Source organism: Marinibacterium profundimaris (assembly GCF_002210095.1).
Classification (GTDB): Bacteria; Pseudomonadota; Alphaproteobacteria; order Rhodobacterales; family Rhodobacteraceae; genus Marinibacterium; species Marinibacterium profundimaris.
The window spans coordinates 278,974-294,299 of record NZ_AQQR01000004.1 but is presented as its reverse complement, the minus strand read 5'-3'; the positions used below and the strand labels follow the sequence as shown (position 1 = coordinate 294,299).

At 65.2% G+C, this 15,326-nt stretch carries 14 protein-coding genes and 1 tRNA gene; 6 read left to right on the top strand and 9 right to left on the bottom strand.

The features are described from left to right. Positions 1-60: 60 nt before the first annotated feature. The gene (gene hemC / locus ATO3_RS12475) at positions 61-1,032 is read right to left on the bottom strand and encodes a hydroxymethylbilane synthase (protein WP_088650189.1); all 972 of its coding nucleotides are present in this window, start codon (positions 1,030-1,032) and stop codon (positions 61-63) included. Positions 1,033-1,140: 108 nt separating this feature from the next. On the opposite strand from hemC, the gene hemE reads away from it, so the two are divergent. Both hemE and ATO3_RS12465 read left to right on the top strand, forming a co-directional pair. Beyond that, on the top strand, positions 1,141-2,181 hold the full coding sequence (gene hemE, locus ATO3_RS12470) for a uroporphyrinogen decarboxylase (protein WP_088650188.1): 1,041 nt from the start codon (positions 1,141-1,143) through the stop codon (positions 2,179-2,181). Between the two features lie 309 nt (positions 2,182-2,490). Then, positions 2,491-2,567, top strand: a tRNA-Met gene (locus ATO3_RS12465). A 218-nt stretch (positions 2,568-2,785) separates the two neighbouring features. Here ATO3_RS12465 and ATO3_RS12460 read toward each other — a convergent pair. The 8 genes from ATO3_RS12460 to ATO3_RS12425 are packed head-to-tail and all read right to left on the bottom strand — an operon-like array spanning position 2,786 to position 9,984. After that, the gene (locus ATO3_RS12460) at positions 2,786-3,898 is read right to left on the bottom strand and encodes a protein-glutamate methylesterase/protein-glutamine glutaminase (RefSeq protein WP_088650187.1); all 1,113 of its coding nucleotides are present in this window, start codon (positions 3,896-3,898) and stop codon (positions 2,786-2,788) included. After that, complete coding sequence (locus ATO3_RS12455) at positions 3,895-4,746, bottom strand: CheR family methyltransferase (protein ID WP_088650186.1); 852 nt, start codon at positions 4,744-4,746, stop codon at positions 3,895-3,897. Before ATO3_RS12455 ends, ATO3_RS12460 begins: the two co-directional genes overlap by 4 nt. Continuing rightward, positions 4,734-5,237 carry a chemotaxis protein CheW gene (locus ATO3_RS12450; protein WP_088650185.1) on the bottom strand — a complete coding sequence of 168 codons (504 nt, stop codon included), beginning with the start codon at positions 5,235-5,237 and terminating at the stop codon, positions 4,734-4,736. The genes ATO3_RS12455 and ATO3_RS12450 overlap by 13 nt, the downstream gene beginning before the upstream one ends. Before the next feature lie 10 nt (positions 5,238-5,247). Further along, positions 5,248-6,924: a methyl-accepting chemotaxis protein gene (locus ATO3_RS12445; protein ID WP_088650184.1), complete on the bottom strand. Its 1,677-nt coding sequence runs from the start codon at positions 6,922-6,924 to the stop codon at positions 5,248-5,250. Between the two features lie 9 nt (positions 6,925-6,933). Continuing rightward, a complete protein-coding gene (locus ATO3_RS12440) occupies positions 6,934-7,443 on the bottom strand; it encodes a chemotaxis protein CheW (RefSeq protein ID WP_088650183.1) in 510 nt (169 codons plus the stop codon). Further along, positions 7,443-9,329, bottom strand: a complete 1,887-nt coding sequence (locus tag ATO3_RS12435) for a chemotaxis protein CheA (RefSeq protein WP_088650182.1) — start codon at positions 9,327-9,329, stop codon at positions 7,443-7,445. The genes ATO3_RS12440 and ATO3_RS12435 overlap by 1 nt, the downstream gene beginning before the upstream one ends. After that, positions 9,326-9,694, bottom strand: a complete 369-nt coding sequence (locus tag ATO3_RS12430; RefSeq protein WP_088650181.1) for a response regulator — start codon at positions 9,692-9,694, stop codon at positions 9,326-9,328. The genes ATO3_RS12435 and ATO3_RS12430 overlap by 4 nt, the downstream gene beginning before the upstream one ends. Beyond that, a complete protein-coding gene (locus ATO3_RS12425; RefSeq protein WP_088650180.1) occupies positions 9,691-9,984 on the bottom strand; it encodes an anti-sigma factor antagonist in 294 nt (97 codons plus the stop codon). Before ATO3_RS12425 ends, ATO3_RS12430 begins: the two co-directional genes overlap by 4 nt. Before the next feature lie 195 nt (positions 9,985-10,179). Between ATO3_RS12425 and ATO3_RS12420 the strand changes: the two genes are divergently transcribed. From ATO3_RS12420 to ATO3_RS12405, 4 genes are all read left to right on the top strand, one after another. Next, positions 10,180-11,877, top strand: a complete 1,698-nt coding sequence (locus ATO3_RS12420; protein WP_088650179.1) for a hypothetical protein — start codon at positions 10,180-10,182, stop codon at positions 11,875-11,877. A 28-nt stretch (positions 11,878-11,905) separates the two neighbouring features. Further along, a complete protein-coding gene (locus tag ATO3_RS12415; RefSeq protein ID WP_088650178.1) occupies positions 11,906-12,310 on the top strand; it encodes a globin domain-containing protein in 405 nt (134 codons plus the stop codon). A gap of 238 nt (positions 12,311-12,548) precedes the next feature. Next, positions 12,549-13,709, top strand: a complete 1,161-nt coding sequence (locus ATO3_RS12410) for a LysR family transcriptional regulator (protein WP_233152124.1) — start codon at positions 12,549-12,551, stop codon at positions 13,707-13,709. Positions 13,710-13,804: 95 nt separating this feature from the next. Then, positions 13,805-15,325, top strand: a complete 1,521-nt coding sequence (locus ATO3_RS12405; protein WP_088650177.1) for an amidase — start codon at positions 13,805-13,807, stop codon at positions 15,323-15,325. Position 15,326: the final 1 nt, after the last annotated feature.

Sequence of the window (15,326 nt, the reverse complement as noted above, 5' to 3'; positions counted from 1 at the left end):
CCTCGACCCACGGGTCAAGGGTGACAAACCGGGCAGGCCTTGGTCAAGCAGGCCGCGACGTCACGATCTCCAGTCGAAGAAGCCGGGGCCGGCCCTGTCCAGCAGGCGCTGCGCCATCTCGCGGCCCATCTCGGGGCCGTCCTCGATCGGGGCCGAGGCGCTGTCGGCATGGGCATCGGACCCGTCGGGGCGCAGCACCTCGCCGCGCAGGCGCAGGGTGGTGCCGTCAAGCTCGGCCAGCCCGGCGATGGGCGTTTCGCAGGACCCGTCGAGCGCGGCGAGGAAGGCGCGTTCCGCCGCGAGCCGCTGGCCCGTGGGCGTGTCGTGGATCGCCTCCAGCATCCCGGCCACGCGGCTGTCGTCGGCGCGCCGCTCGATTCCGATGGCGCCCTGGGCCACGGCGGGCAGCATGTCCTCTGGCGCGATCGGCGTCGCGGGGATGCCGCCATCGCCCAGCACGGCACCCAGCCGGTTCAGCCCGGCCATGGCGAGAAAGGTGCAATCGGCCACGCCGTCCTGCAGCTTCTTCAGGCGCGTCTGCACGTTGCCGCGGAATTCCACCACCTGCAGGTCGGGGCGCCGGTTCAGCAGCTGCGCCCGGCGCCTCAGGCTGGACGTGCCGACAACGGCGCCCTGCGCCAGCCCGGCAATCCCCGTGCCCGAGGGCGAGACGAAGGCATCGCGCACGTCCTCGCGCGGCAGGTAGCAGTTCAACAGCAGCCCCTCGGGCTGCTCGCCCGGCATGTCCTTCATCGAATGCACGGCGATGTCGATCTCGCCCGAGAGCAGCGCGGCCTCGATCTCGCGGGTGAACAGCCCCTTGTTGCCGATCTCCTTCAGGGGCCGGTCCGCGGCGATCATCGCGCGGTCGTCGCCGGTGGTCTTGATGACCACGATGGTGAAGGCCTCGGGCGGCAGGTCGAAGGCGGCGGCCAGCCGGTCACGGGTTTCATGGGCCTGCGCAAGCGCAAGCGGGGAGCCGCGCGTGCCGATGGCAAGGGGGGCGTCGGGGGAGGGGAGCGGCATCGTCATGGCTCATCTGTATTCGCGTCTTTTTGCCCTGACAACCTGCCGGTGCTTGACATCCGCCCTGACAGGCCGGACCCAAGGACGGAACGAGAGGCGGGTCAGGAGGCGGAGATGAGCGACCAGAAAACAATCTTGCGGGCGCTTGCGGGCGAAACGCTGCCGGTGCCCCCGGTATGGATGATGCGTCAGGCGGGCCGGTACCTGCCGGAATACCGAGCCACGCGGGCCAAGGCGGGCGACTTCCTGTCGCTGTGCTATACGCCGGACCTGGCCGCCGAGGTGACGCTGCAGCCGATCCGCCGCTATGGCTTCGACGCGGCGATCCTGTTTGCCGATATCCTTCTGGTGCCGCAGGCGCTGGGCGCGGACCTGTGGTTCGTCACCGGCGAGGGGCCGCGGCTGTCGACCATCACCTCGCAATCCGATTTCGACGCGCTGAAACCGGTCGAGGCGATCCACGAGACGCTCGGCCCGGTCTACGAGACGGTGAAGATCCTCTCGGGCGAGCTGCCGTCGGAGACCACGCTGATCGGCTTCGCCGGCGCGCCCTGGACGGTGGCCACCTACATGATCGCCGGGCGCGGCACGCCCGACCAGGGCCCGGCCCATGCGCTGAAAGCGGAAAACCGGGCGCTGTTCTCGGCGCTGATCGACCGGCTGACGGCGGCCACGATCGAATATCTCTCGGCCCAGGTCGAGGCCGGCGCCGAGGTGGTGAAGATCTTCGACAGCTGGGCGGGGTCGCTGAACGGCGCGGATTTCGAGGATTTCGCCCTGAAGCCCTGCCTCGAGATCACGGCGGCGCTGAAGGCGCGTCACCCCGGCCTGCCGGTGATCGGCTTCCCGCGCGAGGCGGGCGAGGCCTATGTCGGGTTTGCCAAGGCCACCGGGGTCGATTGCGTGGCGCTGGACAATTCGGTCGACGCGGCCTGGGCGGCGAAGCACGTGCAGGTGGATGGCTGCGTGCAGGGCAACCTGGCGTCGTCGCACATGGTGACGGGTGGCCAGGCGCTGGTGGACGAGACGCGGGCCATCGTCGAGGCGTTCTCGAAGGGGCCGCATATCTTCAACCTGGGCCACGGAATCACGCCGGACGCCGATCCCGAGAACGTGGCGCTGATGATCGAGACGGTGCGCGAAGGGCGCTCCTGAAGCGGCGTCGGCGCCCGTGGCGGGTGACGGCGCCGGAGGTATTTGGGCAAAGGTGAAGACAGGGCGCGGCGCGAGGGCGGCGGGCCCAGCTGCGGCTGTGGGCGCTGCGCCGGGCGTGTTGGAAAGGTGGGCGGCAGGCTGGTCGGTTACGCCTGTGCCATCGGTGGTCCGCGGACGAGACGCGGCAGGCGCGCGGCCCGTCCGCCGGGGGTGAGACGGGCCAGTGTGACGTGGGGGATCTTTTCGCGATCGGGCCGGAATTCCCACTTGACGCCGCTTGGCGCATTCCTTACGTCGGCGCTCACGTTTGGCGGAGTAGCTCAGTTGGTTAGAGCAGCGGAATCATAATCCGCGTGTCGGGGGTTCAAGTCCCTCCTCCGCTACCAAATCCCTTCATGGTCTGCCATATTCACATCAGCAGTTCGGCGCTCTCCGTTGGAGGCCTTCCGCTCGCGTGAAAGTCTCATGCTGCGGCTGTCCGAATTCCATTCGTGATGGTGGTGAACGATACTCTCCGATGCCGCTGCGATGACGCGGGAGCGTGGGTGTCCGCGCCGCCAACGAATGTCGCTTCCCCGTCTTTGCAGCACATGCAGCAGAATTCTCAGATGGGGTGCGTGTTCTTCCGTTTCGTTGACCAGGTGAGGATTTCCGTGGGGATCCGGTTCAGGGGGCGGGCCGTATCCGCGCCTCCACAGGCAAGGGCTTCCTTTGGCATTCCGAACACGACCGACGAGGCTTCGTCTTGTACCAGCGTGACGGCCCCGGCCTGCCGCATCTCGAGCAACCCTTTCGCGCCGTCGTCTCCCATGCCTGTCAGGACGATCCCCATGGCCTTGTTTCCCGCGTTCTGGGCGACCGAACGGAACAGCACATCGACTGACGGGCGGTGCCGTGAAACACATTCGCCGGTAACGATGTCAAGAATGTAGCCAGCTCCGCTGCGCCGCAGCAGCATGTGGTGGTTGCCGGGGGCGATGAACACGCGATCCATTTCCGGCCTGTCACCGGATTGCGCTTCGGACACTGTCAGTCGGCATAGCCCATCGAGTCGCTGTGCGAAGGTCCGCGTGAAATGTTCGGGCATGTGCTGCACGATCAGGATGGGTGGCAGGCCCGTGGGCAGGGCCGAGAGAAGTCTGACCAGTGCCTCGGTTCCGCCGGTCGAGGCGCCGATGGCGATGACGTCGCCGCTCGGCGGACCGGCGTTCGGTCGTGGAGGCAGGGGCGGCAGGATCACGTCGGCGGTCAGCTTGGGGCCGGGGCTGAGCGTTTTCGGAGCCGGTTTTGCCTTGCGCTGCGGATGTGTCGATGCCGCGGCCCGGACCGCGTCGCACAGCCTGACCTCGGCTTCGGCCCAGTCGGCATCGCTGGCCAGGCGAGGCTTGGCGACAACCTCGGCGGCGCCCGATTCAAGCGCGCGCATGGCGTTCTCGGATCCCTCGGTCGTGAAGCTGGAGCAGACGACGACGGGCAGGGGGTGCTGGGCCATGATGCGGCGCAGGAAGACCAGCCCGTTCATGCGCGGCAGGGCCAGGTCCAGGATCATGACGTCCGGCAGGGCGATGCGCATTTCCTCGGCGGCCTCGAACGGATCGCTCGCCATAGCGGTCACGACAATGCCCTGATCGGCGGAGAGCAAACGTTTCAACGCCGCGCGCGCGGCTGCGCTGTCATCGACGATCATAACGCGGATCGGCGCGCGGTGCGGGCTCATGCGTTCGCCTCCATTTTGCGAAAGACGGCCGGCGCCACCTGGCTCAGACGCGGATCCTCGACGATCATGGATTCAGCATGTCCGACGAAGAGCCACCCGCCCGGGCGCAGATGGTTCGTTACCTCGCTCACGACCCGGGCCTGCCGGTCCGTGTCGAAATAGATCAGCACGTTGCGCAGGAATATCACGTCGACGTTCTGCGCCACCGGGAAGGGCGGATCGGTCAGGTTAAGTTCGGCGAACCGGGTTCTCCGTCTAAGTTCGGGCACGATACGGGATTGGCCAACCCCGGTGGGACCCCTGCCGGTCATGACGTAACGCGTCCTGAGATCGGCCGGAACCGGGTGCAGCTGCTCGGTCGGGTAGATGGCCCGCTCTGCCTGCGTGAGAACATTCTTCGAGATGTCCGTTCCGAGAATGGCCCAGTCCAGCCGGGCATCCCTCAGCGCCGCATCCGCCAGCACCATGGCAGCCGTATATGCTTCGGCACCGGTGGAGGCGGCCGCGCTCCACAACCGGAAGCGGGCAGTGGCGCCGGGCCGGGCGCGGCCCAGCGCTTCGGGGACGGCCTGGCGCAGGAGGATATCGAAATGGCGCGGCTCGCGGAAGAAGTCGGTCTTGTTGGTTGTTACCTGATCGATGATCAGGTCCCATTCGTCGCGCAGGGCGCCCGAGTCGAAGAGATGGCCGAGGTAATCGTCGAACGTGCGGAACCCGCCTTCGAGGAAACGGCGGCGCAGGCGTGAGACCAGGAGATTGTCCTTGGTTTCCGGCATCTTGATACCGGTTTCCCGATAGATCATCTCACGAAGTTGCTGTCGACGCCCGGGCGCGGTCAGTTCGGGCATTGCGCTGGCCCGGCCGTGGCGTTTAGGGCTCGTGTTGCCGACATCAGCGTCGGGTCAAAGATCGCCCGGATATCCAGGAGCGCGATGATCATGCCGTCACGGCGGCCGATGCCAAGCAGCATCCGGGGATCCCAATCGAGCATTTTCGCTTCGCCGAGCGGCGAGACATGGCCGTTGTCGTCCAGTTGAGCCACCTCGATCACGCGATCGACGCGCAATGCGATGTGATGCCTTTCGCCCTGGGCGTCGAAACACAGCAACATGATGCGCGTGTCCTCGTCGTCGGGGCGAGGGTCCTCGCCGAGCAGGCAACGCAGGTCCACCAGCGCCACAGAAGTGCCCCGGACATCGATCAGCCCCAGGAAGTGCGGCGGCGCTTTGGGCAGGCGAGAGGGCTTCTGGGGCGACAGGATTTCCTGGACGATGCCGACCTCGACAGCGAAAAGGGAGTCCGCGACTGCGAAGGTTACGACCGTTTCGACGCGTTCCATCGTGCCGGGCTCACGCGGCGTTGCTCTTGCCGGAAACCTGTCGCATGAAATCCGCGTCGAGGTCGTCTTCGGACCCCGACATGTCAAAGTCGAACCCGCCCCCTTCAAGCATGCTCGATTTGCGGGTGGGTTTCGACATGGCTTTCCGTTTGGCTGTCGGCGCCACGGCTGCCGAAGCCTCGGCTGCCAGGGCGGTCTTGTCGGTGCGGAAATACGAAATCGCGGCGCGAAGCGTCTCGGACTGCGCGGACAGTTCTTCGGCGGTTGCCGACATCTCTTCGGAGGCGGAGGTGTTTTCCTGGGTGACCTTGTCGAGCTGCTGTATCGCCAGGTTCACCTGCGTCGCGCCCGATGCCAGCTCCTGGCTGGCCGAGCTGATCTGGCTGACCAGTTCCGAGGTCCGCTCGATATCCGGCACGAGGCCTTCGAGCATCTTGCCGGCCTCTTCGGCCGCACGCACCGTGTCTCCGGAGAGCGACGATATCTCGCCCGCGGCGGTCTGGCTGCGCTCGGCCAGCTTCCGCACCTCCGAGGCAACGACGGCGAAGCCACGCCCATGTTCGCCCGCACGCGCCGCCTCTACCGCGGCATTCAGCGCGAGAAGGTCGGTCTGCCGGGCGATTTCCTGCACCACCATGATGCGTTCAGCGATGGTCTTCATGGCCTCGACAGCCTGAGACACGGCGCGGCCGCTGTCGCGGGCGTCAGTGGCCGACTTGCGGGCCATGTCTTCGGTCTGAGTCGCGTTGTCGGCGGTCTGCTTGATATTGGCGGTCATTTCCTCCACGGAACTTGACGCCTCTTCGGTCGATGACGCCTGTTCGGTCGCACCCTGGCTGAGCTGTTCGGCGGTCGAGGCCATTTCGGCGGCGCCCGAGGCAGCCTGCCCGGCGCCGCTGGTCACTTCGCCCACGACCCGGCGCAGGGACTGCGTCATCTCGTTCATCGCGCCGAGCAGGTCCGCAATCTCGTCATTGCTGTTGATCTTCGCGGTTTCGGTCAGGTCGCCGGCGGCCACCTTGCGCGACAAGGCTATGGCACGGGTAAGGCCCCGGGAAATGGTCAGTACGATCCACAGGCCCGCTACGGCGCCCACCGCGGCGATTGCGACCATGACCGTGAAGGTCAGGTTGCGCGCCTTCAGGTAGTTCTCTTTGGCTGTTTCTGCTCCGCGCGCCAGGCCTTCACGATTGGTTTCAAGAATGGAGCCGATCTCGGCCTCCATCTTCTGCCAGGCGGTCTTGCCCTCGCCGTTGACAAGCCGAAACGCCGTCAGAGCCTCTCCCCGGTCGGCGATTTCCATCGACCGCCTGTTGATGTTGCGGATATCGGCGAGGACGGCCTCATACGTGTCAAGCCCGCGCTGGCCTTCCTCCGACGCGATCGTCCGCATCTTCTGCATAATGTCGTCATGCGCGGACCGTGCCGCATCCATCGCGGCCCTCACTTCTCGCTTCATGGTCAAGGTTTCCGCAAGGATGTATTCGCGCACATCCCGCTGGATGCGCAATTGCTCGCGTCCCATCTCTTCGGCCAGCCTGACCCGTTCGGCTTGCACGTTGATCGCGTCATCCATCCGGTTCTGCATGCCCGCCATGCTGTTCAGCGTCATGAAATTGGCGCCGATCGAGGCAGCGATCAGCAGGATAAGCGTCAGGGAAAGCTTGAGTTTCAGCGTCAGGCGCATGGCTGGTCCTTAATTTTGGAGGGCAGCGATGTCGGAGCCAGCCAGGTGGCCCGCGAAGATCGCAGCGAGGTCGGGAATGATGAAAAAGCGGCTGTCCTTTCGGCCGATGGCCTGGACGAACTGGCGGGGCCAGCGGGCACCGACGCTTGGAACGTCTTCAAGGCTGGCCCCCGCGACATCCGTCACCTCATGCACCTGTTCGGCCAGGATGCCGACGACCGAAGGCCGGCCGTCCAGCATGAGTTCGAGCACGAGGATGCGAGTATCCTCGTCCGGCGGGCGGATCGGCATCCGAAGTGGGATGCGCAGGTCGGTCAGGGGGACGACCATGCCGCGGACGTTGATCAGGCCCTTGGCAAAGCCGTGGGCATTGGGCACGCGGGTGATCGTTCCGGGTTCGATCACTTCGCGCAGGATGGCGGTTGGAACAGCAACAAGCCCGCCGCCCAGGCTGAGCGTGACCATCGTCTTGTCGCTGTGGCCCGGGGTCTGGGGGGCATGAGCGGTCGCTGACTGCATCAGGCGGCCTCCATGCTTTCGCGGCTCTGCCCGAACGCGACCAGTTGGGGGACATCGAGGATCAGGGCGACGGACCCGTCGCCAAGGATCGTTGCCCCGGAGAAGATCTTAAGCCCGCTGTGCAACGGCGAGAGCTGCTTGATCACCGTCTGGCTGGAGCCGATGATCCGGTCGACGGTCAGGCCGACACGCAATTCGCCGGCTGTTACCACGATCACCTTCTGGAAGGGAGCGGGAGGGCCCGAGCTGTCCAGCAGGTCGCGCATGCGCAGGAAGGGCACCAGCTGGTCGCGGATGTTCAGGAACCTCGTGCCGTCGTCGTGAGCCGCGTGGTCCTCGGGCAGTTCGATGATGTGCTCTACGGCCAGAAGGGGGATCGTGTACCTTTCGCCCGCGATTTCAACCAGCAGCCCGTCGATGATTGCCAGCGTCAGGGGAAGGCGCATGTGGATCTGCGTGCCGTGGCCGGGTTCGCTTTCAATGTCGATGCTGGCACGCAATTGCTCCATGGTGCGTTTGACCACATCCATCCCGACACCACGCCCGGACAGTTCCGTGACGGTATCGGCGGTGGAAAACCCGGGTTCCAGGATCAGGGCCTGGATCTTGGCGACATCCATGTCGGCATCCGGCGCGATCAGGCCTCGCGCCTCGGCCCGGGCGCGGATACGGTCGGGGTCCAGGCCGCGTCCGTCGTCCGACAGGGTGATCACCACCTCGGCCCCGGAATAGCGTGCAGCGAGCCGTATCGTGCCGGTATCGGGCTTGCCCATCGCCCGGCGGTCCGGGGCGGCCTCCAGGCCGTGATCGGCGGCATTGCGGATCAGATGCATGAGCGGGTCGGCGAGCATCTCGATCACGGTCTTGTCCAGCTTGGTGTCTTCGCCGTCGGTCTCGAATTCTATCTGCTTGCCCAGCGTTGTGTTCAGATCGTGGATCAGGCGCCGGAACCGACCGGTGATCGACCCGATCGGTGTCATGCGGATGGACATGGTCGTTTCGCGCATCCCCGTCGCAAGCCTCTGGATTTCCTCGGCGACGGCAACCAGTTGCGGATTTCCCGCCTGGGCGACCAGCTCTGACAGGCGCGCCTCGGCGATCACCAGTTCGCCGACCCGGTCCATCATTTCATCCAGACGCTCTGCCGGGACGCGCATCATCGCGCGTTCCGGCGCGGCCGAGCCACCCTGTGGCGATGGCGCCGTTTCCTTGACGTGGGGCGTCGGATCCTCTGTGGCGCGGCTGAGGTCGAACACAAGCTCCGTTTCATTGAACACGAAGACCTCGCGGATCTCCTCCTCGGTCCGTGAACCGGGCAGGACCATGCGCCAGCCGATGTGCAACAGGTCGGGGCGGAGGTCCGGCAGATCCGGAAGCCTGTCCAGCAGAGGTTCGATGTCCGACGCGCCCATCTCGCGCAATTCATCGAGCAATGTGTGCGGCCTGGTTCCCAGGACCAGGCAATCGGGCGCCAGGCGGAAGGTCAACCGCCAGTCTGCCGGCGCGTCGGTGTCGGCAGGCACGGCGCCCGTGACCAGCGCGTCGAGCTCGGCCAGCAGAGGCGCGCCGGCGTCGGGCGGACCTCCTTCCAGAAGGCTGACCGCGTGATCGCGCGCCCTGAGACCCAGGTTGATCAGCACCGGCGTGACGGGGAACTGGCCATCGCGCACCGCTTCGAACGCCGTTTCGAAATTGTGCAGGAACTGCGCAAGTTCGGTCTGGCCGAACATCGCGCCCGTGCCCTTGAGCGTGTGCAGGTCGCGGAACACACTGTCGATCAGCGCCTTGTCATCCGGGCGCGACTTCATGTCGAGCAATCCGGCTTCGAGACTTTCAGCCAGTTGGCGGGCCTCGATCTGGAACAGCTCTTCGGTCTCGTCGGTCATCTGCCCAGCACTTTCTGCACCACGCTCATCAGCTTGCGGTCGTCGAAGGGCTTGGTCATCCAGCCGATTGCCCCGGCTTCCCGCGCCTTGTGCTTCAAGGTGTCCGCATTTTCCGTGGACAGGAAAATGACCGGCACGCCGGCGCTGCCGGGCAATTGGCGGAAGGCCCGGATGAAGCCTATTCCGTCAAGGTTTGGCATGTTCTGGTCGGTGATCACCGCCGACGGCATCTTTGAGCGCGCCTTGTCCAGCCCGATCTGGCCGTCCGGCGCCTCGACCGTCTGATAGCCGGCCAGTCGCAGCGCCGAAGTGACGAGGCGCCTGACCGAATCGGAATCGTCTATCACCAGGATTTCGCCGCTCATGACGTGCCGCCCTCTGGGGCAGTGAAGCCCGTGGTGACGGGTTCGGCCCGGCAGAGTGCATCCAGACCGAGCGACTGCCACAGGCGCAGCGCTTCGCCCCCCTCGGGCATCTGTATCGCCAGGTCCCTGCCGCGCGACCTGGCTGTCTGGACCGCACTGGCCAGCAGCTGGGCACCGCATGTGTCGAACGTGTCCGCCTCGGTCAGGCGCACCACCTCGACACCGTCATCCAGACTGGAGGCAAGACGAAGTCGGCACTCCTCGATCCCGCCTATTGCGAACGATGCCATGACATCCCTCCTTTTGTGACAAGGATGCTCCGTCACTAGCGCCAAAGTCTTACCAGTTACTGAATCGCCCTTTGGCCTGATCGAACCCGTCTAACCAAACATTAAGACCGCTGTCCTATCCTGCCCTCTGGCGTGCGATCCGATGCGTGTCGGGGCCGATTGTGCTGAGAACGGAAGAGCGAGGACATTGACCGAATGGTGAACTCGGCCAGCCCAGCGTCCGGCGCACATGAAGTACTTGCGGGCTGTGACGAAGAAATTCGCGCGGTCGAGGCCGTCTTCACGGAAGCGGCGGACGCCCTTGCCTCCGGGCAGGCACAGATACTCGATCTTGTCGGTGTGCTCGGGTCCTATCGTGACGGCCTTATGGCCATGTCCGCCGAAGATATCGCGGCTGCCGTCAAGGCAATGGCGCGGCAGTTCGCCGGGACCCGTGAAGCCTTTGGCCGCGAATGCAGCGCGATTTCCGAGATCGAAAGCAATCTGCAGACGGCGATGCCGCCTCTGGCGCGGCTTCAGGACCGGGTGCAGACGTTGCAGGTCTTCACCAGCACTGCAAGGGTGGTGGAGGAAGAGTTCGGCCTGGATGGCGAACACGCCTTTTCTCACAAGATCAGAGAGCTGACCGCCAGCAGCAGGACCGGATACGAGGAACTTCACCAGCACAGTCAGGCAATCCTGGGACAAACCCGCGAGGTTCGGGCCGGGCAGGCGAGTTTTGCCGAGGCCGGGCTTGATGCGCTCGCCAGCCTGAGCGCGGATCTTCTTGACCTTGCGGAGACGATCGTGCCGCGGCTGAATGCCGCCAAGCAGGACGCCGACCATGTGGCCGGTGTGACCACGCAACTTTCTGATCTGATGTCGCGCGCGATCTCTGCCCTGCAGGTCGGCGACAGTTTCCGGCAGAGGCTGGAACACGCGCGCGCCGGCATCGCGTCCTGCCCGCCGAGACGTGAAGCGCCCGAAGCACATGACCTGATCATGCTGCTGGTTTCGGCGCAATTGTTCGCCGCCGGGCGCGCGCTTGGCACCGATCTGGACCGTGTGTCGATGGCGATGTCGGAGGTGTCTGCGAAAACGGGAGGGCTGGTCGAATGGGGGCGGTCGCACCTGGGCGGGTCCGATATCGCGGACTTGCTGCAGTCGCTTCAGGATCTGTGCGGATCCGGCCTCTCCAAGCTGTACGCATCGCAGGCAGAACGGCGCATCCTGGACGGAAAACTGCGCAAGCTGCGGCACATCACGGGCAACATGCAGCGGGTCATGGCCGAGCAATCGGCTGTCGATATCGAAATGAAGCTGGGCAGTTACAACGTGTCCCTTCGCAGCCGGGCGTCCACCGAGAAGGGCGCGGCGATATCTTATGTCGCCAAGCAGATCAGCGAGCTGGTCGATCATTGCCTTGCTGCCCGTCAGGACATTGTTGTCTGCCTCGAGATGGTCAGATCGACAATCGTGGGAACGATCGAAAAGAGCGAAGGCAGCGTCGCGGACGAACTTGACGATATCGGAGACCGGCTCGCGGGATTGGGCCGGATGATGTGCCTGTGGCGCGATTTCGACCACAATCTCAGAGCGACGACGGAAATAGGCCCATCCGCGATCGCAGATTTCTCGCGCTGCGCGCAGCAGATGCGCGCGCAGCAATCCGCGGCGCGATCCGTGCAGGGCCTGGCCGAGGCGCTGTCGGATGGGCTGTCGCCTTCGGATGCGCCCGCTCTGCTGAAGGTGCCGCAGGCGCGAGAGGCCGCCGAAGCGCTGCGGGCGGTTTATTCAGTGCCCGAGGAACGCGAGATCCACGACAACCTGTGCCGAGGATCGGCTGACATCCCGGCCCCGGCCAACAACGCGGAGACCGAACAGGAGAGCGAGGAAGAGTTCGAGTGGTTCTGAAACCGATGGAAACCGAGGTAGACGACAAATGCTGACACAGACAGAGATCGCAGCCATCCGTTCCAGCTGGCTTGCTGTCGTGGCCGATCGCGATCGCGCAGGTGAATTGTTTTACGACAATCTGTTCCGCACGGCGCCTGAGACGAAGTCCATGTTCAACGCGTCCGCCCGGGTCCAGGGGCGCAAATTGATGGAAACGCTGGCAATCGTGGTGGAGGGGCTGGATCAGTTCGATGCGCTCCTTCCGACTCTACGCCATCTTGGACAGGTCCACGCCGAACTTGGTGTGCGGCGCGAACATTATGAGATCGTCGGGACGACCCTGATCAAGACACTTGGGGACGCTGCCGGTGGCAAGCTTGATCCACAGCAGGAAGCCGCCTGGCGCAAGGCGTACTGGACGGTCGCCGACATCATGAAGGCCGCTGCTTGAATTAAGGCCTGCTGGATATAGGTGTCCAGCGGGGCCGGAAAGGCGTGAATTTGACAGCCTGCGGCCCGCGAAGCGCTATATCCGGCTGACGAGCCACAATTCGCACTGTTTACGTCTGCATGATGCGGATCGTGACGTTGCTTTCGGTCTTCCAAGATCTGCTCTTCGCGTCGGTTGCCGCGTCGTCCACGTCCTTCATCCGCACCTTGGTCGCGGCATCCATCTCCGCGCCTGTCACTTGCAGACCAAGTATATCGACGGGCAGGTCGTGACCGGACAAACACCACGATGCGTGGAATGCAGCTGCACAACGCCGTTCTCCCATGCCGAGCCCGTCCCGTTTCCCGGCGCCAGCTGGGACAGGGCCCTTCGCGTGTTGCAATACGAAATTGCACGCCGTCGGTTTTTGCGTTTGTCTGACGATTGTCGGCCCGACACGAGGAGACACAAGATCCATAGCGACCACTTCAAGAAGCAGCTCAGCTTGCGGCATTTGCGCGTGATTGCGGGCCTGGCCGAACACAAGCTTGTCGCGCGTGTGGCTGATGCATTGAACGTGACGCAGCCGGCGGTATCCAAGCAGATCAACGAGTTCGAACAGATCGCGGGCACGCCGATCGTAACGCGCGAGCGCAATCGCCTGTTCCTGACGCCGGTCGGAGAGCGCCTTGCGGAACACGCCCGTCTTGTGCTGGGCCAGATCGACCGCGCGGCGTTCGACCTTGATGCGATGGTCAGCGGGGCCTCGGGGCCGGTGCAGGTGGGGGTGGTGGCCTCGGTCGCGCCGATCCTTTTGCCGGGCGCGATCAGCCTGTTCAAGCGCAGTGCCCCCCGTTCGACCATTGCCATCAGCGAGGGGCATTTCGTATCGCTCTTTCCATCGCTCGAAGCCGGGCAGATCGACCTTCTGATCGCGCGGATATGGCAGCCCAACACGTTCGAGGGCGTGGATCAGACCATGTTGTTCCGCGAACCCGTGGTGGTGGTCGGCGGGCGCGCGCAACAGCTGGACAACGTCGAAAGCATGACCTGGGCGCAGGCGGCGGCCTGCCCGTGGATCCTGCCGCAGGCCAATTCGGTCGCCCGTCGGGCGCTGGATGCCATGTTTGCCGGTCACGGTCTGGCCCCGCCGGCCAACATCATCGCCTCTTCGGCGTTGTCGCTGAACATCGAATTGCTCAAGCAGACGCCGACCCTGGGCTTCTTCCCCAGCAGTCTCGCGGCGTCCCATGCGGCCCGGGGGGATCTGGTGATCCTGCCGCTTGATACCAAGGGACTTTTGTCCGAAGTGCGCTGTTTCTGGCGCAGCGAAGACACAGACGTGAACAGCCCGGCGACCTTGTTCCGGAAGTGCCTGATCGAAGCCGCCTCGCAGCGTCAGACCATTCCATTTGGTTAATGTGTCTTAGCCAAAAGTCATTATCGCGCGGGAAAATCGTCCTGTAACCTCACCCGACGTTCAAAAGGGGGGCGGGCCGAGACGGCCCGGGGCGCATGACGACAAGCGATTCAGCGCAGATGTCCGCGCGGCACATCATGGCCGCTTTCGCCGATGGCTCTCTGACTCCCAGTGTGTTCCTCGAAGCCTGCCTGGACCGCATTTCGGCGCTGAACCCGGCGATCAACGCGCTGACCGCCTTTGACAGCGAACGCGCGGCGGTCGAGGCGGCGCAGGCGACCCGCCGTTGGAAAGACGGCACGCCCAGGGGGCTGCTCGACGGGCTTCCGATCGGCGTCAAGGATCTGCAGGATACCGCCGGGTTGCTGACCTCCCATGGCAGTCCGCGCGCCCGGGGCAACATCCCCAGGGTCGATCTGCCAATGGTCGCGCGCCTGCGCTCCCAGGGTGCGACGGTGCTGGCCAAGACGAACGTGCCCGAGCTGGGTGCGGGCGGCAACACGCGCAACCCGGTCTGGGGCGCAACCGGCAACCCGTTCAACCCGGCGCTGGTCGCGGGGGGGTCTTCGGGCGGATCGGCGGCGGCCCTGGCGGCGGACTTGCTGCCGCTCTGCACCGGGTCGGACACCGGGGGCTCGTTGCGGTTGCCCGCCGCGCTGTGCGGCATTGTCGGCTACCGCCCGTCGGTCGACGTGATCGCGCATCCGACACGGCCCGTGGGCTGGTCGGCGATCTCGGTGCTGGGGCCGATGGCGCGCGACATGGACGACCTGATCCTGATGCTGCGCGCCTGCCATGGCTTTGACGCAGGCGATCCGCTGTCCTGCCCCTCTGACCCCGCCCGGTTCGATGCCTTGCCCGACGTGCCCTTGTCGTCCCTGCGGCTGGGCATCAGCGAGGATTTCGGCGGCGCGCCGGTCGATCCGGATATCCGCGCCACCTTCCGCGCCCGTGTCGCGGCGCTTGCCCCTCACGTCGCCGAACTGCGCGAGGTCGATCTGAACATTGGCGAGATGGACCGCGCCTTTGACATCCTGCGTGCCGAAAGCTTCCTTGCCGGGTTCGACGAGGCGACCCGAGCCTTCCCCGATGATTTCGGCCCGCATATCCACCGCAATGTCGAACTGGGCCGGACCATGACCCTTGCGGACAGGGCGTGGGCGCATCTGGAACAGACCCGTATCCTGCGCAGGTTCAATGCGCGGATCGAAGGGCTGGACGCGATCCTTGTGCCCACCTCTCCCGTGTCGCCCTTCCCCTGGACCGAGGCCTATCCTGCCAGCATCGACGGTACCGAGATGGACATATACTACCGCTGGCTTGCGCTCACCTATCGTGGCTCGATGAGTGGCGGGCCGGTGATCTCTCTGCCCGTCGGACGCGACGGGGCGGGCATGCCGTTCGGATTGCAGATGCTGGGGCCGGTGCGGGGCGATGTCGGGCTGCTGGCCGCGGCCCGTAGCGTCGAGACGTTCTTTGCCCGGGACCCGGCAACGGCCCGGCCACGCCCGGACCTTGATGCCCTGCAGCGCAGCACCGTCGACCTGCGCTCGATCGTGACCCATCCGCCGGTGACCAACACCGCAGGCGGTCCCGAGATGACGACCGCGGTATAAA